Source organism: Achromobacter insuavis, from assembly GCF_902859645.1.
In the GTDB taxonomy this organism is placed as follows: Bacteria; Pseudomonadota; Gammaproteobacteria; order Burkholderiales; family Burkholderiaceae_B; genus Achromobacter; species Achromobacter insuavis.
Genome location: NZ_CADIJR010000085.1, coordinates 1 through 25,496, shown reverse-complemented (window position 1 = coordinate 25,496; position 25,496 = coordinate 1). Strand labels below are relative to the sequence as shown.

Below are 25,496 nucleotides of genomic sequence, written 5' to 3'. Positions count from 1 at the left end.
ACGGTGGCCGGCCCGGTGGCCTTCGTCGCGCTGGCGGCGCCGCAGATCGCGCGGCGCTGCGTGCCGGCCAGCGGTCCGCAACCCCTGCTGGCGGCCCTGACCGGCGCGGTGCTGCTGGCTGGCGCCGACCTGTTGACCCGCCTGGCCGGTCCCAACGGCCTGCCCGTGGGCGTCCTGACCGCCGGCATCGGCGGTGTCTATCTCGCATTTCTGCTGGTACTCGAATGGCGCAAGACCTCCACCTGAACGATCCGGCCGACGCCCCGTCGGCCCTGCAACTGCGGCAGGTCAGCCTGTCCTATGGCGACACGGCCGTGCTGCGCGACCTGTCGCTGGCGGTCGCGCCGGGCGCGTTCACGGCGGTGGTCGGCCCCAATGGCTGCGGCAAGTCGACGCTGCTGCGCGTGCTCGGCGGCGCGCTGGCGCCAAGCCTGGGCCAGGCGTTCCTGGACGGCGCCAGCCTGGCCGGCCTGCGGCGCAAGGCGGTGGCCCGGCGCCTAGCCTATCTGCCGCAGAACCCGGTGGCGCCGGAAATGATCACGGTGCGCGACCTGGTGGCGCGCGGCCGCTATCCGCACCAGACGCTGTTGCGGCAGTGGTCGCCCGCCGACGCCCGGGCGGTCGAGGCGGCGCTGGCCGACACCGACCTGGCGGACCTGGCCGACCACCCGGTGCACACGCTGTCCGGCGGCCAGCGCCAACGCGCCTGGCTGGCGCTGGTGCTGGCGCAGGACGCGGGCATCATGTTGCTGGACGAGCCCACCACGTTTCTGGACATCCGCCACCAGATCGACCTGCTGGAACTGTGCGCGCGCCTGCAGCGGGCCGGCCGCACGCTGGTGGTGGTGCTGCACGACCTGAACCTGGCGTTCCGCTACGCCGACCGCGTCGTCATGATGCGGTCCGGCCGCATCGCCGCGCAGGGCGAGGTGCGGCAGGTGGTCACGGAGGACGCCATGCGGCAGGTGTTCGATCTGGAATGCCGAGTGCTGCCGGATCCGGAGACCGGCAGCCCGATGGTCGTGCCCCGGCGCGGCGGCCAGGGCTGAGCGGCAAGCCGCCGCCCTGCCCCTGGTTACAGCATGTGCGCCAGGAACTCGCGGCTGCGCGGGTGCTGCGGGGCGCGGAAGAAGTCGGCCGACGGCGCCTCTTCGACGATGCGGCCCTCGTCCATGAAGATGACGCGGTGCGCCACTTCGCGGGCGAAACCCATTTCGTGGGTCACGACCAGCATGGTCATGTGCTCGTCGGCCAGCTGGCGCATGGTGCGCAGCACTTCGCCGGTCAGCTCGGGGTCGAGCGCCGAGGTCGGCTCGTCGAACAGCATGATGTCGGGTTCCATCGCCAGCGCGCGGGCGATGGCCACGCGCTGCTTCTGGCCGCCGGACAGGCGCGTGGGATAGTTGTCGCGCTTGTTCAGCAGGCCGACCTTGCGCAGCAGTTCCTCGGCCTTGGGCACGATGGCGGCGCGCGGCATGCCCTTGACGATCATGGGCGCTTCGATGATGTTCTGCAGCACGGTCATGTGCGGGAACAGGTTGAACGACTGGAACACCATGCCCATCTTGCGGCAGATGCGGCGCACGTCGCCATCGCTGGCGTAGCGGCTCTGGCCGCCCGGCGCCGCCGTGGCCAGGGCTTCGCCCTCGATCTCGATGGTGCCGTCGTCGATGGTTTCCAGGTGGTTCAGGCAGCGCAGGAAGGTGCTCTTGCCCGAGCCCGACGGCCCGATCACCGCCACCACCTCGCCCTTGCCCAGCTCCAGCGAGACCTGGTCCAGCACGCGGTTGGCGCCGAACGACTTGACGATGCCGCGCGCCGAGATCATGGCGCCGCGACCGCCGGCGGACGGATTACTGGTCGTATTTGGCATAGCGCTTTTCCATACGCTGGAAGAACCACGTCAACACCAGCGTCATGATGAGATAGAAGGCCGCCGCGACCAGGAACGGCGTGGTGGTGAAGTCGCGCTGCACGATGCCGCGCGCGGTGCGCAGGATGTCGTTGAGCGCCAGCACGTAGATCAGGGAGGTGTCCTTGACCAGCGTGATGGTCTCGTTGCTCATGGGCGGCAGCACCCGCTGCACCATCTGCGGCAGCACGATGCGGCGCAGCGTCTGCAGGTAGGTCATGCCCAGCACCTTGCTGCCTTCGTACTGGCCGCGATCGACCGACTGGATGCCGGCGCGGAAGATCTCGGCGAAATACGCCGCGTAGTTCAGCGCGAACGCCACCACCGCCGCCGGAAAGTCGGGCAGGCGCACCCCCACCACCGGCACGAACGGCAGCGCGAAGTAGATGAACAGCATCTGCAGCATCAGCGGCGTGCCGCGCATCAGCCAGATGTAGCCATTGACCAGCTGGCTGACGAAGCCCCATTTGGAGATCCGCAGCAACGCCAGCACCAGGCCCAGCGGCACGGCCAGCGCCAGCGTGATGAAGAACAGCGTCAAGGTCACTTTCGCGCCTTGCGCCAGGGGTCCCAGGAGGGAGAGTACGTAGTCCATGCGGATGGGTGAGCGTCTTGCCGACGGGAGGAATCAGGAGCGGGCGTGCCGGCGCGGAAAAGCGCCGGACTGAAAAACGCCCGGACCGCGCCGCGGTCCGGGCGTTTCCCGGGAGCTTACTTGACGATGTTGGCGCCGAACCACTGGGTGGCGATGCGGCCGGCGGTGCCGTCCTGCTTCATCGAGTCCAGGGTCTTGTCGAGCTTGGCCAGCAGTTCGGTGTCGTCCTTGCGCACGCCGACGCCGTAGTCTTCGGTGCCGAAGTTGTCGTCCAGCACGCGGTATTCACCAGCGCGCTTGCTGATCAGGTAGCGGCCCACCACTTCGTCGACCACGATGGCGTCGAGGCGGCCGGCGGCCAGGTCCATCAGCGCGGTGACGTTGTCGCCGAACTTCTTGACTTCCTTGATGCTGCCGGCGACCGGGTCCTTGGCGATGGCGTCGGTGGCGCTGCTGCCGTCCTGGGCGCCGACCACCTTGCCGGCCAGATCGGCCTTGGCCTTCACCGGCGAGGCGTTGCCGACGATGATGATCTGGTGGTTGGCCATGTAGGGGGCCGTGAAGCTGATGTTCTTCTTGCGCTCTTCGGTGATGGTCAGGCCGTTCCAGAGCACGTCGACGCGCTTGCCGTTCAGCTCGGCTTCCTTGGCGCTCCAGTCGATCGGCTTGAATTCGACTTCCAGGCCCAGGCGCTTGCTGGCTTCCTTGGCCATGTCGACGTCGAAACCGACGATCTGGTTGTTGGCGTCGCGGAAACCCATCGGCGGGAAGTTGTCATCCAGGCCGACGACGACCTTGCGGGCGGCGGCCGGGGCCTGCGCGCTGGCGGCCGGCGCGTTGTCGGACGGGCCGCAAGCGGTCAGCATCGTGGTGGCGGACACGAGAAGAACAGCAGTCAGTTTTTTCATATTTATCGAGGGCGCGAGGCGCAGGAATGAAGAAGGCCGGAGGGCTCGACGGAAGCCGCGAGCCGGTTATTTTAGCGTCCCTGGAAATATGTGTTTCATCTCGGCCATATATAGGGCCAAGCGATAGCGCCGGACCAGATCCAGCCGGGGGCCGGGCTGGCTTTCCCCAACGGCGCCAACGCCCTTGGCGCGGCTCGCCAGGACCTCGGCCAACCCGGACAGAGGCCGTGAGGGCCTAGCCGGCCCGCGCCGCCATGCCCGCGCGCAGGCCGGCGGCGCAGTCGAGCGCGTCGTCCCACAGCTGGCGGGTCAGCGCCTCGGCGTCGGTCTCGCGCGCCAGCGCGGCGGCCTCGCCCGACCACAGCAGCGAAAAGTCGCCGCTGCCGGTCTTTTCCACCGCCGCCCGCAGCGGGTCGACCGCCCCGGTCGCCAGCGGAAACGCCGGCGCCGCCGGGCTCATCGGCCCCTGTTCGCGCATGAAGCGCGTCAGCAGGCCGCGCGCCGGGCGGCCCGTGTACAGATTGGTCAGGCGCGTGGCGTCGTCGCGCGCCGCCCGCACCGCCTGCCGGTGAATGGCCGAGCGGCCGGCCTGCGGCGTCAGCAGATAGGCGGTGCCCAGTTGCGCCGCCGCCGCGCCCAGCGCGAAGGCCGCGGCGATCCCGCGCCCGTCGGCGATGCCGCCGGCCGCGATCACCGGCACGCCCACCGCGTCCACCACCTGCGGCAACAAGGCGTACAGGCCTGGCTGGGCGCCAATGTCATCGGTCAGGAACATGCCGCGATGGCCGCCGGCCTCCACGCCCTGGGCGATGATGGCATCCACGCCGCGGGCGTCGAGCCAGCGCGCCTCCTCGACCGTGGTGGCGGAAGACAGCACCATGGCGCCGGCGCGGCGCACCCGCTCCAGCAGCGCGTCGTCGGGCAACCCGAAATGGAAGCTGACCACCGCCGGCCGCAGTTCCTCGACCACCTGGCACATGGCGTCGTCGAACGGCGCGCGGCCCGGGCCGCTGCCGGCGGCAGACAGATCCAGCCCGGCCTCGCGGTAGTACGGCGCCAGGGTCTCGCGCCAGCGGGCCTGGGCCGCCTCGTCCGGCGCGGGCGGCGTGTGGCTGAAGAAATTCAGGTTGAAGGGCGCATCGGTTTCGGCGCGGATCGCGGCGATCTGTTCGCGCAGCGCGTCCGGGCCCAGCGCGGCACAGGCCAGCGACCCGAGGGCGCCGGCGCGGCAGGCGGCGATCGCCAGCGGACTGAAGGAGCCGACCATCGGCGCTTGGATCAGGGGCAACAGAGAAGGCAACGATTTCATCTCGGGCACACGACGGCAATGAGGGAGACCCGAGCATATCGCAGCCGCATGCTAGGCTTGGGCCTTCCCCCTACTCGCATCACGCCATGGAATTTCGCAGTAACGGCCGCCCCGCCCCGGCCGCGCGCCGGGAGCGCGCCGCATGAGCCCCGCCCTCCGTCTTGGCCCCCTGGTGTTTCCGATCGAGCTCGCGCTGCTGGCCGCCGCCGTCGTCATCGGCCTGATCGCCGGCCGACTGCTGGCCGGCGCGCGCGCCGAGGACGCCAGCCGCGTCTTGTGGCGTTGCCTGCTGCTGGCCCTGCTGGCGGCCCGGCTGGCCTTCATCTGGCAATACCGCGATCACTTCCTGCAGAATCCGCTCAGGATCCTGGACCTGCGCGACGGCGGCTGGACCGGCCTGGCCGGACTGGCCGCGGCGCTGCTGTATGGCGCCTATGCCGTGCTGCGCGACCGCGCCCCGCGCCGCGCCGTGCTGGTCGCGATGGCGCTGGGCGCGGCGGTCTGGCTCGGCGGCGGCCGTCTGCTGGCGCCATCGGCGCAGCCGCAGCCACAGTTGGCGGCCCTGTCGCTGCAACAGCTGGATGGCGCGCCCGCCACCCTGGACGCTTTCCACGGCAAGCCGATGGTGGTGAACCTGTGGGCCAGCTGGTGCCCGCCGTGCCGCCGCGAGATGCCGGCATTCGAGCAGGCGCAGGCGGCCAACCCCGACATCCATTTCGTCTTTCTCAACCAGGGCGAAGCGGCGGCCACCGTCCGCCAATACCTGGACGAGCACGCGCCCTCGCTCGCCAATTCCCTGCTCGATCCGGCCGGCGACGCCTCGCGCCAGATGAGCAACCGCGGCTTGCCCGCGACCCTGTTCCTGGATGCCCAGGGCCGGTTGATGGACGTGCGGGTCGGCGAGCTGTCCAGCGCCACGCTGGCGCAGCGGCTGGAATCGATCCGGGCGGACGGCGCGCAGCGCTGAAGGGCCTGGCCGGTGCGCGCCAGCCGCGGCCGCTGCGCTCAAGCCTCGCCGTTGGCCGCGTCGTCGCCGGGCAGCGCTTGCGCCCAGGGCAACGCCGCCCCTTGCGCCGCTCGCGCGAACAATCGCAGGCGCTGTCCCGCCGCCTGCGGCGCCCCGGGCAGGCGCACCACCAGCAATGGCCCGCGCGGCAGCGCATTGACGGTGGCGAAGACGCTGTCGCCGTCGCCCGCCTTGCCGGGCACCCGGGTCCAAGCCAGCAGCTCGGCCTCCTCCAACGCCACCTCGACGGCCCGGTCATGGCCGCAGGCCGGACACCAGAGCCGTGCCGGATAGACCCGGTGCCCGCACTGCGCGCATTCCATCACGTTGAAACTCATGCGTCCTCCCTGGCCAGCACCGCCGCGTTGGCGCACATGCCGTAGCGCAGCTGCACCATGCCGTAGCCGGTCGCCACGCCATGGCGGGCCCTCGCCACCTGGCGCGCGCCGGCGCGGCCCAGCAACTGGCGCGCCACTTCCGCCAGTCCGTGCATGCCGCCAGCCGTGCCCGCCTGCCCCGCCGACAATTGTCCGCCCGCGGTGTTGACGGGCAGTTCGCGCGTGGCGATGCGGCGCGCGATGAAGCCCGCCAGGTCGTCCGCCGGCGCCAGGCCCAGGTTGCACAGTTGCGCCACCGCCATCGCCGGGTAATCGTCGTACACGCCGACCACGTCCATGTCTTGCGGCCCGAGGCCGGCCTCGGCCCACAGCGCGGGCGCGAACCCGGCGATGCCGGTCACCAGGCCGTCGCCCTCCTGCTGGTCGGCGTTGTAGCGCGCGCCGCTGGCCCGCAGCGTGACGTGCACGCCTTGCGGCCGCGCCTGCAGCACCAGCGCGCAGGCGCCGCTGACCACCGGCACGCAATCGAGCCGGCCCAGCGGCTCGGCCACCATCGGCGCCTCCAGGTATTGCGCCAGCGTCAGCGGCTGGCGGTAGGCGGCGTTGGGATTGGCGCCGGCCCAGGCGCGCTGCGCCACGCACAGCGCGCCATAGTCCTCGCGCCGCAGGCCGGTCCGCGCCATCTGCCGCTGCGTCAGCATGGCAAACAGCGGATTCGGCCCGACGCAGCCCAGCGGGCTCAGGTAATCCTGCGCGCTGCGGTTGTAGCGCCCCACCAGCGCGGCGAAATCGGCGCCGGCGAAATGGTCTCCCGCCACCAGCACGATGGTGCGCGCCTGCCCGGCCCGCAGCGCCAGCCAGGCGTGGCGCAGCAGGTTGATGGCGCTGGCGCCGCCCATCTCGTCCTGCATGCACCAGTCCAGCGTCAGCCCCAGCCGCCACGCCATGTCGATGGCGCGATCGGGGCGCAGCGTGAACGAGGCCAGCCCCAGGCCGTCGACGTCCGCGGGCCGCAACCCGGCGTCGTCCAGCGCCAGCCGCACCGCCCGCGCGATCAGGGTGGCCGTGTCGCAGCCGGGCTCGGGATGGCGCAGCGCGGGCGTCTCGCCCACGCCAACGATGCCGGGACCGCCGCTCATGCCGATTCCTGCCGCGGCGGCTCGCGCGTCAGCAGCAAGGTGATGACCGTGATGGCGGCCATCCCCACCAGGAACCACGCCACCGGCGTGGCCGATTCATACTTGCGCAGCAGCGCCATGGCGATCAGCGGCGACAGGCCGCCGGCGAACACCGAGGCCAGCTCGTGGCCCAGCGCCAGGCCGGTGTAGCGCACCTCGGCCGGGAACAGTTCGGCGAAATACGCCGGCTGGGTGCCGATCATGGCCGCGTGGCAGACCGTATTGCCCAGGAAGAACGCCAGGAAGATCCACACCGGCTCCTTGGTCTGCACCAGCCAGAAGAACGGAAACGCCGCCAGCATCAACCCGGCCGAGCCGATCAGGTAGACGGCGCGCCGGCCGATCCGGTCCGACAGGTGGCCGAACCACACCAGCGTGCCCAGCTCGATGAACATCGACGCCAGCACCCCGCCCAGCATCACGTCATTGGGAATGCCCAGGAACTTGCCGTAGGCCAGCGCGAACGCCAGGAAGATGTACGAGCCGCCGTTCTCCGCCACCCGCAGCCCCATGGCCGTGAACACCTGGCGCGGATAGCGGCGGAACACTTCCACCGCAGGCATGCCGCGCTTGGCGGTCTTCTTGGCCTGCACGAACTCGTCGCTTTCCGGGATGTGCTTGCGGATGTACAGGCCGATGCCGAAGATCAGCACGCTCAAGAGGAACGGCAGGCGCCAGCCCCAGCTCATGAAGGTCTCCTGCGGCAATTGCTGCGCCAGCATGAAGACGCCCGACGACAGCACGAAGCCGCCCGCCACGCCCAACTGGCTGAACGACGAGAAATAGCCGCGGCGCTTGCCGCCCACCGCCTCGCTGATGAGCAGCACGCCGCCGCCCCATTCGCCGCCAGCCGCCGCGCCCTGCAGGATGCGCAGCACCACCATCGCCACCGGCGCCCAGATGCCGATCTGTTCGTAGGTCGGCAGCAGCCCGATCAGGAAGGTGGCCGCGCCCATGATGCCCAGCGTCCATTCCAGCGCCAGCTTGCGGCCGTAGCGGTCGCCGATGTGGCCGAAGATCACGCCGCCCAGCGGCCGCGCCAGAAAGCCCACGGCAAAGCCGGCGAAGGCGCCCATGGTGCCCAGCAGCGGATCGGTGCCCTTGGGAAAGAACAGCTCGCCGAACACCAGCGCCGCCGCCGTGCCGTAGATGAAAAAGTCGTACCACTCCATCGCGTTGCCGGCGACGGACGCCATCACCACCCGCCGCGTGCGCTTCCTGCGGGCCTGCTCCTCGGCGCTCTGCGCCGCGCCCTGGTATGCCAACGTCATGTTCTTGCCCCTTGTTTTATATGGACGGGATTCAGCGCGCCACGCGGTAGCCGGCGGCGTCGCGATCCCAGGTGTCACCCGTCACGCCCTCATCGCGCAACCGGAACTTGCGGACCTTGCCGTTCTCGGTGCGCGGCAGGTCATCCAGCACGCGCAGATAGCGCGGCACGGCGAAATACGGCATCCGCGGCTGGCAGAAGTCCAGCAGGGCCTCGGGCGTGAGCGCGCAGCCCGGCTTGCAGACCAGCGCCGCCATGACCTCGTCCTCGGCCAGCTCCGAGCGCACGGCGTAGACCGCCGCCACGGCCACCGACGGATGCGCCAGCAGTACCTGCTCGACCTCGTACGACGAAATGTTCTCGCCGCGCCGGCGGATCGCGTCCTTCATGCGGTCCAGGAAGCGGAAGTAGCCGTCGGCGTCGCGCACCACGCGGTCCCCGGTGTGGAACCACAGGTTGCGCCAGGCCTCGACCGTCTTGTCGGCCATGCCGAAGTAGCCGGTGGCGATGGCGAACGGCGGCCGCGCCCGCAGCAGCAGCTCGCCGGCCTCGCCGTCCGGCAGCGGCGCGTCATCGGCGTCGGCGACGATGGCGTCGAATTCGGGCGCGGCGCGGCCCATGCTGCCGGGGCGCTGCTCGGCCAGCGTGCCGCCGAGCGCGAAGTTGGTTTCGGTGGAGCCGTAGCCTTCCAGCAGCGCGATGCCGGTGCGCTCGGTGAACACGCCATGGAAACGTTCGGGCACGCCCGGCGCCAGCGCGATGCGGGTGCGATGGCCGCGCTCGGCCGCCGACGTTTCGCGCGCCAGCAGCATCGGCACCATTGCGCCCAGCAGATAGGTGACGGTGGCGCCGGTGGCCGCCAGCCGCTCGAAATAGCGGCTGACCGAAAAGCGCTCGTCGCAGACGATCGAGGCGCCGGTCGCCAGCGCCTGGAAGCAGGCGTTCAGCGCGTTGGTATGGAACAGCGGCAGGCTGGTGTAGAGCACGTCGTCGGCGCCGATCTCCAGGTTGCGGGCCGCGATGACGCCCCACCAGTGGAACTGCGCATGCGGGCAGCACACGCCCTTGGACAGGCCCGAGGTGCCGGAGGTGTAGAGAATCGCCAGCGTATCGCCGGGGCCGAGGTCGGCCTCGGGCGCAAGCGCATCCGGCAAGGGCGGCAGCGCGGCGGCGGGGGCCGGCAGGCCGGACGCGGCGGCGGCCGTGCCGTCTGCGCCATCGTCCAGCAGCCAGATCTGGCGCAGGGCCAGGCCGGCGGCGTCGAGACCGGCCAGCGCGGGACAGGAGGCCCGATCCGCCACCAGCAGCACGCAACCGCTGTTGGCCAGGATGTGCTGCAGCTGCATGCCGCGCGACGCGGTGTTGATCGGCACCACCACCGCGCCCAGCCAGCCGCAGCCCAGCACCAGCGACATGAACTCGATGCGGTTGCCCGCCATCAGGCCGACGCGGTCGCCGCGGGCCACGCCGGCCCGAGCCAGCAGCGCCGCCCAGCGGGCCGCGTGCTCGGGCGCCTCGGCGTAACGCAGCGCGCCGCCCGGCGCCTGGATCCACGGCCGCGTTCCCTGGCGTGCCGCCTGGTCGCGCAACAGCGACGGCAAAGTCAATGCATGCATGACGTGCTCTTCCCCTTGTTGTCGGCGGCCGCCTGGTCACTGCCACGGCTCGTGAAAATTAGTCTAGGAATCAACTATTTATGTGTCAAATTTATGGGTATTATTCATTGCATAAACCAGACTGATAACAAGGGCGGGCGTGGACTTCGACTTGAATCTCATGCGGGTTTTCCTGACCGTGCTGCATGAACGCAGCGTCACCCGCGCGGCGCAGCGGCTGCAGCTGACGCAGCCCGCGGTCAGCTATGCCCTGGCCCGGCTGCGCGAAAAATTCGACGACCCGCTGTTCGTGCGCACGCCCTCCGGCATGCGGCCGACGCCGGTGGCCTTCGCGCTGGCCGGCCCGATCGAGCGCGGCATGAACAGCTTTGCCGAGGCGGTCAGCCTGCGGCAGCATTTCGAGCCGGCCAGCAGCACGCGGCGGTTCCGGCTGTCGATGTCGGATATCGGCGAGATGGTGTTCCTGCCCAGCGTGATGGAACGCGTGCACGCGCTGGCGCCGCGTCTGCAGGTCGAGGTGGTGGAGGTGCCGCTGGAACAACTGGCGCAGGCGCTCAAGGACGGCGACATCGACCTGGCGATCGGCAACCTGGCCGGCCTGGGCCGCCACACGCGCCACGCCGACCTGTTCAGCGAGCGCTATGCCTGCATGGGCCGGCGCGGCCATCCGGTGCTGTCGGCGGGATTGACGCGCGGCCAGTTCAAGCGGCTCGACCATATCCTGGTGGCCTCGCGCGCCAGCGCCCACCGGCTGCTGGACGACGTGCTTGGCGAGGCCGGCCTGCACCGCCAGCCCTACCTGACGCTGCCGCATTTCTCGGCCGCCGCCGAGATCGTGCGGCGCACCGACCTGACCGTCACCCTGCCGCACCGCGCGGCGGTCTGGTTCAACCGCGACAACGCCTTCGAGATCCGGCCGCTGCCGCTGACGCTGCCGCCCCTGAGCGTCACGGTGCACTGGCATCCGCGCTTCGAGAGCGATCCCGGCACGCGCTGGCTGCGCACGCTGGTGGTGGACACCCTGGCGGACCGCGATGCGGGCGGCACGGCGGCGGGCGCCTTGATTTGATCGAATCAAGCAACAGACTCACGCACGGGATCGGGTTTATCTGGCCGGATGACGCAACTAGACTGCCGTCACTCCCTCTTTCCAGGAAACCGCCATGCCCACCCTGCCCGCCCTGCGCCGCCTGATTCCCGCCCTCGCCCTGGCGCTGGCCGCCACGCCGGCCCTGTCCGCCGAGCTGACCCTCACCCCCTACAACCCCGGCAACGACGCCATCTTCCAGGTCGCCTCGGTGCTGGTCAGCGGCGAACACGACGCCATCCTGGTCGACGCGCAGTTCGGCAAGTCCCAGGCCGAACAGCTCGTGGCGCTGGTGCGCGCCAGCGGCAAGCGCTTGACCACCATCTACATCAGCCACGGCGATCCCGATTTCTACTTCGGCCTGGATACCATCCTGGCGGCGTTCCCCGACGCCAAGGTCGTGGCCACCGCGCCCACCGTGCGCCACATCCAGGAGACGGTCGACGCCAAGCTGGCGTTCTGGGGGCCCAAGCTGGGCGCCGACGCGCCGCGCAAGGCCGTCGTGCCGCAAGTGCTGCAAGGCGACACGCTGACGCTCGAAGGCCAGGCCCTGAAGATCACCGGCCTGGATGGCCCTCAGCCCGACCGCACCTTTGTCTGGATCCCCTCGCGCAAGGCCGTGGTCGGCGGCGTGGTGGTGTTCGGCAACCTGCACGTCTGGACCGCCGACACGCAGTCGCCGCAATCGCGCGCCGACTGGCTGGCCACGCTCGCCCGCATCGACGCCCTGAAGCCGGCCACGGTGGTGGCCGGCCACTACGCGCCGGGCGCGCCGCTGACCCTGGAATCGGTGCATTACACCCAGGGCTACCTGCGCGCCTTCGAGACCGAGGCTGCCCGGGCCCCGGACAGCGCCGCGCTGATCCAGGCCATGCGCGCCCGCTACCCGCAGGCCGGCGCGGCCGCCGCGCTGGAGATCAGCGCCAAGGTCGCCAAGGGTGAAATGAAGTGGTGATGCGGCGGTAGCCGCCGCGCGCAAGCATCACGGCCGGTCCCGCCGGACAACGCGTTCGGCGGGCGCCCGCCCTGTCAGCGCCGCGCCAGCGGCGGCAGCGCCAGATGCCGCAGGTGCCACACCTGCGACAGCGTGCCGCCCCAGAACATGCCGTCGATCAGCCCGGACACGCCGCCGAATGCCGCCGAGAACGCGGCGTCGGCGGCCAGCCCGTGATCGCGCGCCAACATGGTCATCAGCACGAACTTGGACGCGAAGGCCAGCACCAGCAGGACCAGCGTGATCGGCGACCCCGGCCGCTCGATCATGCGCGTCTGCGGGTGATAGGTGGCGCGGCCGGCCCGCGACCACAGCATCCAGCCCAGCACGCCGCCCGCCACCATGCTGGCGGCGAACGCCTCGTAGGCGGCGCGCAGGTCGGTGACTTCGCCGTGGATCGACACCAGCACCCAGACCAGGAACAGCACCGGCAACAGGAAAGTGCGCGACACCGACAGCTGGCGCGGCCGCAGCGCGCGGATGCCGCGATACAGCAACAGCGCGAACAGCGCCCATACCCAAAGCGGCGTGCGATGCAGGATTTCCAGGCTCATGAGGATTCCAGGCAAGGGATTCCGGGCAGGCGCGACCGGAACGGCAGCGCCCGCCCAGTTGAGCAGAAATCGCCTGACAAACCGCTGGCGATTCAGGCCTCGGCCAGGGCCAGCGCTTGCAGCATCAGGTCCAGGTTCTGCACCGCCGCGCCCGACGCGCCCTTGCCAAGGTTGTCGAACACCGCGCTCAGCAGCACCTGGCCGTGTTCCGCGTTGCCATGCACGGCCAGCCGCAGGTCATTGGTGCCGTTGAGCGCCTGCGGATCCAGGAACGTCTGCGCCGCCGCGTCCTGCGCCGCCACCACCTGCACGTGGCGGGCGCCGGCATAGTGGCGGGCCAGGCATTGCTGCAGTTGCGCGACGCTGACGCCGGCGGGCAGCAGCCGCAGCTGCAGCGGCACGGTGAGCACAATGCCCTGGCGGAACGCGCCGTACGACGGCACGAACACCGGCCGCTGGGTCAGGCCGGCATGGCGTTCGATTTCCGGGGTGTGCTTGTGCGCCAGGCCCAGGCCGTAGACCTGGAAGGCCAGCCCGCCGGTGGCGCCCGGCCCCTCATAGGCATCGACGCTGGCGCGGCCGCCGCCCGAATAGCCGGACACGGCGTGCACGCTGAGCGGATAGTCGGCCGGCACCAGGCCGGCCTGCACCAGCGGCCGCAGCAAGGCGATGGCGCCCGTGGGATAGCAGCCCGGGTTGCTGACGCGCTTGGCCTGGGCGATGCGCTCGCCCTGCCCTGCCGCCATTTCCGGAAAGCCGTAGACCCAGCCCGCGGTGGTGCGGTGCGCCGAACTGGCGTCGATCACCCGTACCTCCGGATTGACGATGGACGCCACCGCCTGGCGCGCCGGCTCGTCGGGCAGGCACAGGATGGCGATGTCGCTGGCGTTGATGGCCTCGGCGCGCCGCCGCGGATCCTTGCGGTCGCCCTCGGCCAGCGTGAGCAGGCGCAGGTCGGCGCGGTCGCGCAGCCGTTCGTGGATCTGCAGACCGGTGGTGCCCTGGTCGCCGTCGATGAATACTAGGGGATGAGTCATGTGCGTGGCCTTGCGAAAAAGCCGGCGCGGCGCCGGCGGATGGGGTCGAAAGTGGATCCGGGTGTCCATCATTGCCCAACGCTCCGCATACGAAAAGTCGAATATCATGACGACGAGATTCAGAATTCCTGAACGAAACCGCCATGCGTGAAATCAACCTCGACCGGCTGCGCACCCTGGTCGCCATCGCCGACCTCGGCTCTTTCGCCGACGCCGCCCGCGCGCTGCACCTGGCGCCGCCCACCGTCAGCCTGCACGTGGCCGACCTGGAGGCGCGCGTCGGCGCGCCGCTGCTGACGCGCAAGCGCGGCCAGGTCCGGCCCACGCCCATCGGCGACACCCTGTTGGAGCGCGCGCGCCGCATCCTGGCCGAGGCCGACCAGGCGCTCGACGACGTACAGCGGCAGGTGCAGGGCCTGGCCGGCCGGGTGCGGCTGGGGGCGTCGACCGGCGCCATCGCCCACCTGCTGCCGCAGGCGCTGGAAGCGCTGGGCCGCGAACACCCCGGCATCGACGTCCAGGTGGCCGTGCTGACGTCGCAGGAAACCCTGCAGCAACTGGGCGACGGCGCGCTCGACGTGGGCCTGGTGGCGCTGCCGCAGCCGCCCGTGCCGGGCCTGGTGCTGCGGCCCTGGCGGCGCGATCCCATCATGGCCTTCCTGCCCGCCGCCTGGAACCCGCCGGCCCGCGTCACGCCCGCGTGGCTGGGCGACCGGCCGCTGATCCTGAACGACGCCAGCACCCGACTGTCGCGCCAGACCGGCGAATGGTTCGCCGCCGCCGGCCTGCAGCCGCGGCCGCGCATCCAGCTGAACTACAACGACGCCATCAAGAGCCTGGTCGCCGCCGGCTACGGCGCCACGCTGCTGCCGCACGAGGCCACCGCGCCGCAGGCCGACCCGCGCATCGCCATGCGGCCGCTGCGTCCGGCGCTGTGGCGGCCGCTGGGCATCGCCCATCGCGACGGACAGGTCGAGCGCGCCACCCAGCACGTGCTCGACGCCCTCTGGCAATTGCGCGCGGCCGACGATCGCGCCTAGCCTGGCGACCGGGCCGCGCGGGGTGCCTTTCCCTGCCAACCGATCCTGGCCGGCCGGCGCCTCGGCCGCCGGCGCGGCCCCGGGATTCAGCCTGCCCCGGACGGCGCCCGCCGCAGGAACGACGCGCGCTCGGCTTCCTCGCGCAGGCGCCGGGCGCGGCTGCGGAACAGGTCCTTGCGGCCGACGATGCCCAGCACCCGGCCGCTGTCGCGGTCCAGGATCGGCACGCGGCCGGCGCCGGACAGCGCCATGCGGTCGGCGATCTGGCTGGCCAGTTCCTCCGGAAAGCCATGGACCAGCTCGCGCCCCTGCAGCGCCTGCGCCAGGGTCTGTTCATGCAGCGCCGGTTCCAGCGCCCAGGCCAGGCTGTCTGCGCGCGTCACCTCGCCCACCGCCACGCCGGCCTCATCGACCACGGGGTAACTGGTGTGGACCGGCTGCGCGGTGGTGAAATGCGCGATCGCCTGCGCCACCGTCAGGCTGTCGGGCAGCGTCTGCACCGGCGTGGTCATCACCTGGCTGGCGCGCAGCAGGTCGAACGGATCGACCCGGTATTCGCGGCTGATGTGGTGGCCGCGGCGCGCGATCTTTTCGGTCAGGATCGAGCGGCGCAGCAGCAGCACCGTCACGCCGTAGGCGAACACGCAGGCCGCCAGCACCGGCAGCAAGGCCCCCAGGTTGCCAGTCAGCTCGACCGCGAACAACGTCGCCGTCAACGGCGCCCGCATGGTGCCGCCCATCATCGCCGCCATGCCCACCAGCGCCCAGAAACCCGGCGCGGCCTGCGGCAGCAGCGGCGTGGCCAGCGCGCCGAGCGCGCCGCCGAAGATCAGCAAAGGCGCCAGCACCCCGCCCGAGGTGCCCGAGCCCAGCGCGATCGACCAGATGGCCACCTTGACCACCAACAGCAGCAACACCGCCTGCAAGGCCAGGTCGCCCGCCAGCAGATGGCGGATGTTGTCGTAGCCCACGCCCAGCGCGGCCGGATCGATCAGGCCGCCGATGCCGATGGCCAGGCCGCCCAGCGCCGGCCACCACATCCAGTGCAGCGGCAGTTTCTCGAACAGATCCTCGGCCGCGTAGACCAGCGCCGTCAGCACGCCGGAGCCCAGCCCCGCCAGCACGCCCACGGCGGCGCAGGCCACCAGGTGCCACGGGGTGAATGCCATCACGCCGGCATAGCTGAAGACCGGCCCGTCATCGAGCGCGAACGCGCGCGCCACGGCCGCCACCAGCGCCGCGGTGGCGACCGGCAGGAAGCTGCGCGGCTTCCACTCGAACAGCAGCAGTTCCACCGCCAGCAGCACCGCCGCCAGGGGCGTGGCGAAGATCGCCGTCATGCCCGCGGCCGCGCCGGCCACCAGCAGCGTCTTGCGCTCGCCGTCGTTCAGGTGGATGGTCTGCGCCAGCAGCGAGCCGATGGCGCCGCCGGTCATGATGATCGGGCCTTCCGCGCCGAAGGGACCGCCAGTGCCGATCGAGATGGCCGACGACACCGGCTTGAGCACCGCCACCTTGGGCGCGATGCGGCTCTTGCCGATCAAAATGGCTTCCATCGCTTCCGGAATGCCGTGGCCGCGGATCTTCTCCGAGCCGTAGCGCGCCATCAGGCCGATGATGAGGCAGCCGATGACGGGAATGGCCACCGACGCCGGCCCCAGGCGGCCGCTGGTGATGGGCAGGTCGGCGAACGAGAACAGGCCGTGGTAGGCCAGGTTGGTGCACAGCGCGATCAGGCGCAGCAGGGCCCAGGCGGCGGCCACGCTGGCCAGGCCGGTCGGCACGGCCAGCGCCATCAGCAGCACGACACGCTTGTCGGTGGTGAAGTCGCCCAGCCGCAAGGCGCGCACGGAAGAGGAAACGGGAGGCATGGTTCGAGGTGAGGAGAGGGAAACGGAACGCGCGGCCGCCGCGTCCACGGGGACGGTGATCGGCCGCTGTTTGCGAAAAATCAAATATATCGTATCACGACATATATTAGAATCGGCCGGGTGAAACGTTCCCCTGCCCCCGACCTGCCGTCCGCCACCGACTACGAACTGCTGGCCGATTTCCGCTACGCGCTGCGCAAGTTCGCCGCCTTCAGCGAAAACGCCGCGGCCGGCCTCGACTTGATGCCGCAGCAGCACCAGGCGTTGCTGGCCATCAAGGGCAGCCGGCCCGGCGCGCCCGGCCGCCGCGGCCTGTATGTCGGCGAGATCGCCGAACGCCTGCTGGTGCGTCCGCACACCGCCGCCGAACTGGTCAATCGCCTCGAACGACTCGACCTGGTCAGCCGCGAACCCGATCCCGAAGACGGCCGCCGCGTCGAGGTGGTGCTGACGGACAAGGCCGAGCGCATCCTGGCCAGCCTGTCGGCCTCGCACCTCGAAGAACTGCGCGCCATGCGGCCGTTGCTGACCCGCCTGCTGGCCCGCATCGGCGACGACGCCGAGCGCTGATTCCGCCCGCCCCTCATGACCCAGCGGCATAAGCTCATGCCGCCGGCCGGCGCGCCGCGTGATAAATTGTCGTCCCCCGATATATCTGAAGCGGCGAGGTAAAGGTTTTGGCTGTGGCTATCAAGCGCTGGCTCGGTGCGTTCGCGCCGGCGCCGGTCGGCGTCAATCTGCGCGAAAAGCTCTATGGCGCGTTGGGCGCGCTGGTCGGGCTGTTCTGCACCGAATGGGTCGGCCACCACGCCCTGGGCAACGCCAACCCCTGGTTCATCGCGCCGATGGGCGCGTCCGCCGTGCTGCTGTTCGCCGCGCCGGCCAGCCCGCTGGCGCAGCCGTGGTCGATCATGGCGGGCAACCTGGTGTCGGCCCTGATCGGCGTGTTCTGCGCGCAGGCGATAGCCGATCCCGGCGTGGCCGCGGCCACGGCGGCGGCGCTGGCCATCGCCGCCATGTTCTCGCTGCGCTGCCTGCATCCGCCCAGCGGCGCGGTGGCGCTGACCGCGGTGCTGGGCGGGCCGCAGGTCGCGGCGCTGGGCTATGGCTTCGTGCTGTGGCCGGTGGCCTTGAATTCCACCATCCTGCTGGGCATCGCCGTGGTCTTCAACGGCCTGCTCAGGCGCAACTATCCGCGCCGCCACGTCGAGCCCGCGCCCGGCCACCAGACCCGCGACCCGGCGCCCAGCGCCCGCCTGGGCTTCTCGCGCGCCGACCTGGACGAGGCCCTGGCGCAGCGCGGCGAGCTGCTCGACATCAGCAAGGAAGACCTCGAGGACATCGTGCTGGCCGCCGAGCTGCGCGCCAGCCGGCGGCGCTTCGGCGACGTGCGCTGCGCCGACATCATGTCGCGCGACGTGGTCGTGGTGCAGCAACAGGATCCGCTGGACTACGCCGTGCGCCTGTTCGACAAGCACCGCCTGCAATGGCTGCCGGTGCTCGATTCCGCCGGGCACTACGCCGGCATGCTGGCGCAGGCCGACGCGCTGGCCCGCCGCGGCCGTCCGGCCCAGGTCACGGCCGCGGGCGGCGCGCCGGCCGACCTGCTGGTGGCCGACTGCATGCGTTCCGAGGTGCCGTTCGCCACGCCCGACCTGCCCGCGATCGAGCTGGCTCGCCCCATGTCCGACAGCCTGCACTGCGTGCCGGTGCTGGGCGAAGGCCGCGTGCTGGCCGGCCTGGTCACCCAGTCGGACCTGGTGGCCGCCCTGCATCAGATGGCACTGTCGGCCGCCGCCCAGGCCGCGCCCGGCCACGACGGCCGCCTGGCGGCGTGAGCCGCGACGCCTCCGTAGCCCTACGGATTCCGCGCCGGATCGGCCACGGGCATAATTCCAGCGTGAATCCCCCGCTGCGCCACCGCGCCCTCCTCGCCTGGCTGGTCCTGTTCTGCCTGGGCGCCCTCTGGATCGGGCGCCAGCACTACGTCGACCAGTACGAACGCTTCTTCCAGGACACCAGCGTGGCGCAGCGCATGCTGAGCCAGAAGACCGTGCAGCACGAAGCCGTATTGGCGACGCTGTCCGCGCTGTCGCACCCGCCCGCGCCTGAACGGCTGTTTCCCAGCCTGCGGCCGGCCATGCCGCAGTTGCAGGCGCTCGGCTACCTGCCCGACGGTGCCTGGGCCGGCAGCACGGCCGAACCGCCCGGTCTGCGCGCCGCGGTCGAGCAGGCCCGCACGCTGGGCCGCCCCGTGACACTGCCGCTGGATGCCGCCCGCTACTGGCTGGTGGCGCCGTCCAGCTGGAGCCTGCTGGTGGACGCCCGCGAACTCGTGCCCGCCGCCGACTTCCCTGCCGGCCTGGCCAACCTGACCCTCGCCATCGGCGAACAACCACTGCCCCTGCTGCAACGGCAGCCGGCGCCGGTCGGCCCCGGCTGGCCACTGGCGCTCGCCAAGCCGCTGGGCGCGGCCAGCCAGCCGTTCGCGCTGCACAGCACCCGCACCCTCACGCCCGCCTCCTGGCCCTGGCTGCCCTGGGGACTGTGGGGCCTGACCAGCGCGCTGCTGGTGGCCGGCGTCACCGCCATGCGGCGCTCGCGCGCCGAGGCGCGGCGCCAGCAGGAACAGGCGCGGCTGGCATCCATGGCGCGGCTGAGCACGCTGGGCGAAATGGCCGCCGGCATCGCCCACGAACTGAACCAGCCGCTGACCGCGATCCTGGCCCAGACCCGCGCCGCGCAACGCCTGCTGGACGACGAGGAAGAACGCCCCAGCGTGCGCCGCGCCCTGCTGGCCAGCGCCGAACAGGCCAAGCGCGCCGCCGACATCATCAGCCGCATGCGGGCGCTGGTGCAGCCCAGCGCGCCCGGCCGGCGCGAGGCGCTGGACCCGGACGCGCTGGCGGCCTCGCTGCGTTTCCTGCGCGAACCCGAACTGGCGCGCCAGGGCATCCGCCTGCACTGGCACAACGCCAGCCCGCAGGCGCGGCCCCTGGCCGAGCGGGTCGCGCTCGAACAGATCCTGCACAACCTGGTGCAGAACGCCGCCGACGCGCTGGCCGATGCCCCGGGGCCGCGCCAGATCACGCTCGAAGGCCGCGCCGACGGCGCCACCTACGTCTTCAGCGTCAGCGACAACGGACCGGGCATCGCCGCCGATGCGCTGCCCCGGCTGTTCACACCGTTCTACACCACCCGCGCGCAGGGCATGGGCCTGGGGCTGGCGCTATGCGAAACGCTGGCCGGCGCGATGGACGGCCGCCTGGCCGCGCGCAACCTGCAGCCCTCGGGCGCCTGCTTCAGCCTGACCCTGCCCCTGGCCGGAGGCCCCGCATGAACCTGCCCGACCAATCGCCGCTGGTCTACCTGGTGGACGACGACGACGCCGTGCGCGACGCGCTGGCGCTGCTGCTGCGCAGCGTCGGCCTGCGCAGCGCCGGCTACGGCGATCCGCAGCAATTCCTGGCGCAGCTGGCGCCGCAGACCATCGGCTGCGTGGTGCTCGACATCCGCATGCCCGGCATCAGCGGACTCGATGTGCTGGCGCGCCTGGCCGAGGCCTCCGACCTGCCGGTGGTGATGCTGACCGGCCACGCCAACGTCGACCTGTGCCGTCGCGCCTTCAAGGGCGGCGCCATGGAATTCCTGCAGAAGCCGGTGGACGACGACATTTTCCTGGACGCCGTGCAGACCGCCGTGCGCGGCCACATCGCCAGCCGCGAACGGCTGGCCGTGACGCAGGCCGCCGCCGAACGCCTGGCGCGCCTGTCCACGCGCGAACACGAGGTCTTCGAGCGCATCGTGCAAGGCCTGAGCAACAAGGAGATCGCGCGCGAATTCGACCTGTCGCCGCGCACCGTCGAAACCTACCGCGCCAATGTCTTCGCCAAGCTCGAGGCCGACTCGCTGGCGCAGCTGATCCGCCAGTACGCCACGCTGCTCGACTGAGGCATCGCCCGGCCGCCTCCGTAGCGCTACGGAGGCGCGTGGGTAATCGGGCGTATACCGCGCCGCGCGCCTTTTGGCCACACTGACTGCTCCTGATCCCCACACGAAAAAAGGACGCAGACCATGACCCGCCACCCGCTCGCCGCCCTGGTTGCCACGCTCGCCGTCAGCGGCGCCGCCCACGCCGCCGTGCTCACCGAAAGCAATATCTCGACCGCCGACGCCCAGAAGCTGGCCACCGCCGCCGTCGCCGCCTGCCAGGCCAAGGGCTACAACGTCAGCGCCTCGGTGGTCGACCGCGCCGGCCTGCTCAAGGCCTTCGTGCGCGCCGACAACGCCGGCCCGCACACCATCGAGGCGAGCCGCGCCAAGGCCTTCACCTCGGCCTCGGCCAAGGCGCCGACGCTGGCCATCATGGAGAACGCGCAGAAGAACCCCGGCGCCGCCAACCTGACCGACATCCCCGGCTACCTGCTGCTGGGCGGCGGCGTGCCGATCAAGGCCGGCAACAACGTCATCGGCGCCATCGGCGTGGCCGGCGCGCCCGGCGGCAACCTGGACGCGCAATGCGCGGACACGGTTCTGGAAGAGAACGCGGCGTTGTTCAAGTAAGCGGCGAGCGGAACTGGAGCGTCTTCCCACCCTGCGCCACAACCCAGCACATCCCCCGCTGGAACTCCAGGCCTGAATAGCTATAATAGGAACCATTCCCATTATTCTTTCAGGTTTGGAGTCCCCGTGCCGCCCGGCGACCTCCCGGCTCCCCACGCCGTCGACACGCTCTACCGCTCGCACCACGCCTGGCTGACGGCGTGGCTGCGGCGTCGCCTGCGCGACGACCACGACGCCGCCGATCTGGCCCAGGACACCTTCGTGCGCCTGATCGCCGCCCGCGACACGCCGGGCCTGCGCGAGCCGCGCGCCTTCCTGACCCGCATTGCCCAGGGCCTGGTGGTCAACCTGTGGCGCCGCCGCGACCTCGAACACGCCTACCTGCAAGCCCTGGCCCAGCGTCCCGAGGCCAGCGCGCCCTCGCCCGAGCGGCGCGCGCTGGTGCTGGAAGCGCTGGTCGAGATCGACGCCATGCTGCAGCGCCTGCCGGCCCGCGCCCGCGAGGCCTTCCTGCTGGCGCAGCTGGGCGGCTACACCTATGCCGAGATCGGCCGGCGCCTGGACGTGTCCGAGCGCATGGTGAAGAAATACATGGCGCAGGTGATGCTGCAATGCCTGTTGATCGCGGACGGCGTCTGGTGAGGCCCGCCACGCTGTCCGCCCCGCCCGACCGCCGCGTGCTCGAAGCCGCGGCCGACTGGTTCGCGCGCCTGGGCGACGAGCGCGCCAGCGCCGACGACACCCGCCAATGGCAGGCCTGGCTCGATGCCCGGCCGGAACACCGCCGCGCCTGGGATGCCGTGGCCGCGATCAGCGCGCGCTTCGAATCCGTGGCCGGCCAGCCGGCGCTGGAGGCACTGACCGGCGCCGGACGCGGCCGCCGCCGCGCGCTGCGCACGCTGATGCTGCTGGCCGGCGTCGGCGGCCTGGGCGCCGCCGCCTGGAACCAGCCGGCCACCCGCCGCCAGCTGGCCGACCTGCGCACCGACGTCGGCCAGACCCGCCAGGCCACGCTGGAGGACGGCTCGCGGCTGTGGCTGAACACCGCCAGCGCGGTCAATCTGCGCTTTGACGCGCAGGCGCGCCGCGTGGTGCTGGTGGACGGCGAAACCCTGATCGACACCCATCCCGATTCCCGCGAGCCGGCCCGGCCGTTCCTGTTGGACGTGGGCTATGCGCAACTGCGGGCGCTGGGCACCCGCTTTGCCGTGCTGCGCGACGGCGGCCGCGCCTGGCTCGATGTCTATGCCGGCGCGGTCGAGATCCGTCCCGACGATGCCCCCGTCCGCATCGCGCAGGCCGGCACCCGCACCGGGTTCAGCGGCCGCGCCATCGACGCGGCAGAACCGCTCGACCCCGCCCGCGACGCCTGGACCCGCGGCGAACTCGTGGCCGATGGCCTGCCGCTGGCGCGCTTTGCCGCCGAGCTGGCGCGCTACCGCCGCGGCTTCGTCACCTGTACGCCGGAGGTCGCGCGGTTGCCGTTGGTGGGCGTGTTCCCGCTGGCCGACACCGACCGCATCCTGCGCGCGCTGGAAGCCACGCTGCCCGTGCGCGCCCGGCGCGTGCTGCCCGGCTGGGTCCGGCTGGAGGCCGCCTAGCGCCGGCCGGCGCGGGCGGCTTGCCCAACTATTTTGTAACAGCCGCGCGTTTCCGGTTCCCCTTTCTTCTTTTCGCTTGGCACTGCAGATGTACGACGCGTTTCGCGCGTCCGCCGCCAAGGAACCCCATGCACGTCCCTCCCTTCCGTTATCCGCTCCTGGCCCGCGCGCTGGCCACCGCGCTGACCGCGCCAACGGTCCTGCTGGCCGCCGCGCCCGCGCAGGCCCAGGCGCCCGCCGGCTTCCAGGTCGCGCCCGGCCCGTTGTCGCAGGCGCTCAGCCAGTTCGCCAGCCAGGCCGGCGTGACGCTGTCGCTGGACGGCCGCCTAGTGGCCGGCAAGCAGAGCCCCGGCCTGTCGGGCGCCTACAGCGTGGACCAGGGCTTCGGCCGGTTGCTGGACGGCACCGGCCTGCGCGCCGAGCGGCGTTCGGACAACGTCTACACGGTGCGTCCGGTGGCCAGCGGCGACAATGCCGCCCAGCTGGAGCCGGTGACCGTGGTGGGCGCATCGACCGCCGAAGGCGCCTACCAGCCGGAGCCGGTGGCCTCGGTGACGCGCTCGCCGCTGGCGGTGCTGGACCAGCCGCAGGCGGTCAACGTGGTGCCGGCCCAGGTGCTGCGCGACCAGCGCCCGCGCAACCTGGACGACGCGCTGGCCAACGTCAGCGGCATCACCCAGGGCAACACGCTCGCCGGCACCCAGGACACGCTGATGAAGCGCGGCTTCGGCGCCAACCGCGACGGCTCGATCATGCACAACGGCATGCCGCTGGTGCAGGGCCGCGGCCTGAACGCCGCCGCCGACAGCGTCGAAGTTCTCAAGGGTCCGGCGTCGCTGCTGTACGGCATCATGGATCCGGGCGGCGTCATCAACATCGTCAGCAAGCGGCCGCAGCTCACGCCGTACCACGCCATCACGCTGACGGGTTCGACCTATGCCCAGGGCCGCGACGGCGTCGGCGCCACGCTCGACAGCACCGGGCCGATCGGCGATTCGCGGCTGGCCTACCGCCTGGTGGTCGACACCATGAACGAAGACTACTGGCGCGATTTCGGCCGCCGCCGCGACACGCTGGTGGCGCCGTCGCTGGCCTGGTATGGGCAGGACACGCAGATCGTGGCCTCCTATGAGCACCGCGACTACCTGTATCCGTTCGACCGCGGCACCGCGCTCGATCCCACCACCGGCAAGCCGCTCGACATCCCCTCGCGCCGCCGCCTGGACGAACCCTACAACAACATGTGGGGCAGCACCGAACTGGCCCAGGTCACCGTGGACCAGCGCGTCACCGACAACTGGAAGGCGCACCTGGGCTACAGCTGGAACCAGGAACGCTACGACGCCAACCAGGTGCGCGTGACCGCCATCGATCCGGTGGCCGGCACCGTCAAGCGCAGCAACGACGGCACCCGCGGCGCGCTCTCCACCGACCACTACGTGATCGGGTACGTCGATGGCCGCGTCGACATCGGCGGCCTGCGCAACGACCTGCAGGTCGGCGCCGACTACGAGCGCCGCAAGATCTTCCGTTCCGACCTGATCCGGCAGAACCTGTCCAAGCCGTTCAGCTACGTCAATCCGGTCTACGACCAGCAGGACCCCGGCAACACCGTGGTCGCCAGCGACAGCGACCAGACCGACAAGCTGCGCGCCACCTCGTTCTTCCTGCAGGACTCGCTGCACCTGGGCGAACGCTGGATCCTGGTCGGCGGCCTGCGCTACCAGCACTATGAGCAGTTGGCCGGGCGCGGCCGGCCGTTCAGCACCAACACCGACATCGCCGGCGGCAAGTGGCTGCCGCGCGCCGGCCTGGTCTACAAATGGACGCCCGAGGTGTCGCTGTATGGCAGCTACACCGAATCGCTCAAGCCCACCTCGACCATCGCGCCGCTGACCAGCGGCACGGTGATCGACTCCGGCGTGGCGCCGGAACAGGCCAAGTCGTGGGAGCTGGGCCTGAAATGGGACATGCCGGGGCAGACCACCGGCACGCTGGCGTTGTTCGACATCCGCAAGCGCAACGTACTGGTGTCGCAGTACAACGACGTCACCAAGCTGACCGACTGGCGCACCAGCGGCGCGGCGCGCTCGCGCGGCGTCGAGCTGGACGTGAGCGGTTCGCTGTCGGCGCGCTGGGACTTCATGGCCAGCTATGCCTATCTCGACGCCCGCACCACCGACGATCCGCAGTACCAGGGCAACCGCCTGTGGAACGTGGCCCAGCACACCGGGTCGCTGGCGCTGGTCTACAACGCCGGCCAGATCGGCGAAGGCCGCCTGCGCCTGGGCACCGCCGCGCGCTACGTCGGCACCCGCCCGGGCGATTCGGCCAACTCGTTCGTGCTGCCGGCATACACCGTGGTCAACGCCTTCGCCACCTACGACACCCGCGTCGCCGGCCGCAAGGTGCAGTTCCAGCTGAACGTCAACAATCTGTTCGACCGCACCTACTACACCTCCAGCGCCAACCAGTACTTCATCTCCATGGGCGACGCGCGCCAGTTCGTGCTGTCGACGCGGATGGAATTCTGAGCATGCAACCGCCTATCACCGCCTCCGCGCCGGCCGCGTTCCCGCGCCGAGCCGCGCCGCGCCTGCGCGCCGCCTTGTCCGCC

At 71.1% G+C, this 25,496-nt stretch carries 25 protein-coding genes; 14 read left to right on the top strand and 11 right to left on the bottom strand.

All coding sequences use genetic code 11. The features are described from left to right. On the top strand, positions 1 to 246 hold a 246-nt coding region (locus H0523_RS27235), incomplete at its 5' end, for an iron chelate uptake ABC transporter family permease subunit (RefSeq protein ID WP_180180208.1). Further along, positions 225 to 1,049: an ABC transporter ATP-binding protein gene (locus H0523_RS27230; protein ID WP_054430517.1), complete on the top strand. Its 825-nt coding sequence runs from the start codon at positions 225 to 227 to the stop codon at positions 1,047 to 1,049. The genes H0523_RS27235 and H0523_RS27230, both read left to right, overlap by 22 nt. Before the next feature lie 26 nt (positions 1,050 to 1,075). On the opposite strand, the gene H0523_RS27225 is transcribed toward H0523_RS27230, so the two are convergent. The 4 genes from H0523_RS27225 to H0523_RS27210 all read right to left on the bottom strand — a co-directional run bounded on the left by H0523_RS27225 (position 1,076) and on the right by H0523_RS27210 (position 4,724). After that, positions 1,076 to 1,828, bottom strand: a complete 753-nt coding sequence (locus tag H0523_RS27225) for an amino acid ABC transporter ATP-binding protein (protein ID WP_054430518.1) — start codon at positions 1,826 to 1,828, stop codon at positions 1,076 to 1,078. Between the two features lie 25 nt (positions 1,829 to 1,853). Then, positions 1,854 to 2,507: an amino acid ABC transporter permease gene (locus H0523_RS27220; RefSeq protein ID WP_006384524.1), complete on the bottom strand. Its 654-nt coding sequence runs from the start codon at positions 2,505 to 2,507 to the stop codon at positions 1,854 to 1,856. A 116-nt stretch (positions 2,508 to 2,623) separates the two neighbouring features. After that, the gene (locus tag H0523_RS27215; RefSeq protein ID WP_049073911.1) at positions 2,624 to 3,415 is read right to left on the bottom strand and encodes an amino acid ABC transporter substrate-binding protein; all 792 of its coding nucleotides are present in this window, start codon (positions 3,413 to 3,415) and stop codon (positions 2,624 to 2,626) included. A 235-nt stretch (positions 3,416 to 3,650) separates the two neighbouring features. Then, complete coding sequence (locus tag H0523_RS27210) at positions 3,651 to 4,724, bottom strand: NAD(P)H-dependent flavin oxidoreductase (RefSeq protein ID WP_054430519.1); 1,074 nt, start codon at positions 4,722 to 4,724, stop codon at positions 3,651 to 3,653. A gap of 142 nt (positions 4,725 to 4,866) precedes the next feature. Between H0523_RS27210 and H0523_RS27205 the strand changes: the two genes are divergently transcribed. Beyond that, positions 4,867 to 5,691, top strand: a complete 825-nt coding sequence (locus H0523_RS27205) for a TlpA family protein disulfide reductase (RefSeq protein ID WP_054430520.1) — start codon at positions 4,867 to 4,869, stop codon at positions 5,689 to 5,691. Between the two features lie 38 nt (positions 5,692 to 5,729). On the opposite strand, the gene H0523_RS27200 is transcribed toward H0523_RS27205, so the two are convergent. Genes H0523_RS27200 through H0523_RS27185 form a run of 4 tightly spaced genes read right to left on the bottom strand, consistent with a single transcriptional unit; the run spans position 5,730 to position 10,132 of the window. Further along, a complete protein-coding gene (locus tag H0523_RS27200; RefSeq protein ID WP_054430521.1) occupies positions 5,730 to 6,068 on the bottom strand; it encodes a zinc ribbon domain-containing protein in 339 nt (112 codons plus the stop codon). Continuing rightward, positions 6,065 to 7,207 carry a thiolase family protein gene (locus H0523_RS27195; protein ID WP_054430522.1) on the bottom strand — a complete coding sequence of 381 codons (1,143 nt, stop codon included), beginning with the start codon at positions 7,205 to 7,207 and terminating at the stop codon, positions 6,065 to 6,067. The genes H0523_RS27200 and H0523_RS27195 overlap by 4 nt, the downstream gene beginning before the upstream one ends. Further along, positions 7,204 to 8,517: an MFS transporter gene (locus tag H0523_RS27190; RefSeq protein ID WP_054430523.1), complete on the bottom strand. Its 1,314-nt coding sequence runs from the start codon at positions 8,515 to 8,517 to the stop codon at positions 7,204 to 7,206. The genes H0523_RS27195 and H0523_RS27190 overlap by 4 nt, the downstream gene beginning before the upstream one ends. Before the next feature lie 31 nt (positions 8,518 to 8,548). Continuing rightward, positions 8,549 to 10,132: an ATP-dependent acyl-CoA ligase gene (locus tag H0523_RS27185; protein WP_054430524.1), complete on the bottom strand. Its 1,584-nt coding sequence runs from the start codon at positions 10,130 to 10,132 to the stop codon at positions 8,549 to 8,551. A 139-nt stretch (positions 10,133 to 10,271) separates the two neighbouring features. Between H0523_RS27185 and H0523_RS27180 the strand changes: the two genes are divergently transcribed. Both H0523_RS27180 and H0523_RS27175 read left to right on the top strand, forming a co-directional pair. Beyond that, positions 10,272 to 11,201, top strand: a complete 930-nt coding sequence (locus tag H0523_RS27180; RefSeq protein WP_231689831.1) for a LysR family transcriptional regulator — start codon at positions 10,272 to 10,274, stop codon at positions 11,199 to 11,201. A 94-nt stretch (positions 11,202 to 11,295) separates the two neighbouring features. After that, complete coding sequence (locus tag H0523_RS27175; RefSeq protein ID WP_054430526.1) at positions 11,296 to 12,174, top strand: MBL fold metallo-hydrolase; 879 nt, start codon at positions 11,296 to 11,298, stop codon at positions 12,172 to 12,174. Between the two features lie 74 nt (positions 12,175 to 12,248). Here H0523_RS27175 and H0523_RS27170 read toward each other — a convergent pair whose 3' ends face one another. Together H0523_RS27170 and argC are read right to left on the bottom strand one after the other, a co-directional pair. Continuing rightward, positions 12,249 to 12,767: a DUF6622 family protein gene (locus H0523_RS27170; RefSeq protein WP_054430527.1), complete on the bottom strand. Its 519-nt coding sequence runs from the start codon at positions 12,765 to 12,767 to the stop codon at positions 12,249 to 12,251. A 92-nt stretch (positions 12,768 to 12,859) separates the two neighbouring features. Then, complete coding sequence (argC, locus tag H0523_RS27165; RefSeq protein WP_054430681.1) at positions 12,860 to 13,804, bottom strand: N-acetyl-gamma-glutamyl-phosphate reductase; 945 nt, start codon at positions 13,802 to 13,804, stop codon at positions 12,860 to 12,862. Between the two features lie 143 nt (positions 13,805 to 13,947). Between argC and H0523_RS27160 the strand changes: the two genes are divergently transcribed. Beyond that, positions 13,948 to 14,844 (top strand): LysR family transcriptional regulator, encoded by an 897-nt coding sequence (locus H0523_RS27160; RefSeq protein ID WP_054430528.1) that lies wholly within the window; start codon positions 13,948 to 13,950, stop codon positions 14,842 to 14,844. Positions 14,845 to 14,930: 86 nt separating this feature from the next. Here H0523_RS27160 and H0523_RS27155 read toward each other — a convergent pair whose 3' ends face one another. Continuing rightward, positions 14,931 to 16,715: a chloride channel protein gene (locus tag H0523_RS27155; protein WP_054430529.1), complete on the bottom strand. Its 1,785-nt coding sequence runs from the start codon at positions 16,713 to 16,715 to the stop codon at positions 14,931 to 14,933. Positions 16,716 to 16,835: 120 nt separating this feature from the next. On the opposite strand from H0523_RS27155, the gene H0523_RS27150 reads away from it, so the two are divergent. The 8 genes from H0523_RS27150 (at position 16,836) to H0523_RS27115 (ending at position 25,413) form a co-directional block, all read left to right on the top strand. Beyond that, complete coding sequence (locus H0523_RS27150) at positions 16,836 to 17,285, top strand: MarR family winged helix-turn-helix transcriptional regulator (RefSeq protein WP_054430530.1); 450 nt, start codon at positions 16,836 to 16,838, stop codon at positions 17,283 to 17,285. Positions 17,286 to 17,392: 107 nt separating this feature from the next. Then, complete coding sequence (locus tag H0523_RS27145; RefSeq protein WP_054430531.1) at positions 17,393 to 18,553, top strand: HPP family protein; 1,161 nt, start codon at positions 17,393 to 17,395, stop codon at positions 18,551 to 18,553. A 62-nt stretch (positions 18,554 to 18,615) separates the two neighbouring features. Next, the gene (locus H0523_RS27140) at positions 18,616 to 20,055 is read left to right on the top strand and encodes a sensor histidine kinase (RefSeq protein WP_054430532.1); all 1,440 of its coding nucleotides are present in this window, start codon (positions 18,616 to 18,618) and stop codon (positions 20,053 to 20,055) included. Further along, entirely contained in the window at positions 20,052 to 20,666 is a 615-nt protein-coding gene (locus tag H0523_RS27135) for a response regulator transcription factor (RefSeq protein ID WP_054430533.1), read from the top strand. The genes H0523_RS27140 and H0523_RS27135 overlap by 4 nt, the downstream gene beginning before the upstream one ends. A 123-nt stretch (positions 20,667 to 20,789) precedes the next feature. Continuing rightward, a complete protein-coding gene (locus tag H0523_RS27130) occupies positions 20,790 to 21,278 on the top strand; it encodes a GlcG/HbpS family heme-binding protein (protein ID WP_054430534.1) in 489 nt (162 codons plus the stop codon). 126 nt (positions 21,279 to 21,404) lie between these two features. Beyond that, entirely contained in the window at positions 21,405 to 21,920 is a 516-nt protein-coding gene (locus H0523_RS27125; protein ID WP_054430535.1) for a sigma-70 family RNA polymerase sigma factor, read from the top strand. Further along, a complete protein-coding gene (locus H0523_RS27120; RefSeq protein WP_082380387.1) occupies positions 21,890 to 22,879 on the top strand; it encodes a FecR domain-containing protein in 990 nt (329 codons plus the stop codon). Before H0523_RS27125 ends, H0523_RS27120 begins: the two co-directional genes overlap by 31 nt. 128 nt (positions 22,880 to 23,007) lie before the next feature. Next, entirely contained in the window at positions 23,008 to 25,413 is a 2,406-nt protein-coding gene (locus H0523_RS27115) for a TonB-dependent siderophore receptor (protein WP_054430537.1), read from the top strand. The last annotated feature ends 83 nt before the right edge of the window (positions 25,414 to 25,496 follow it).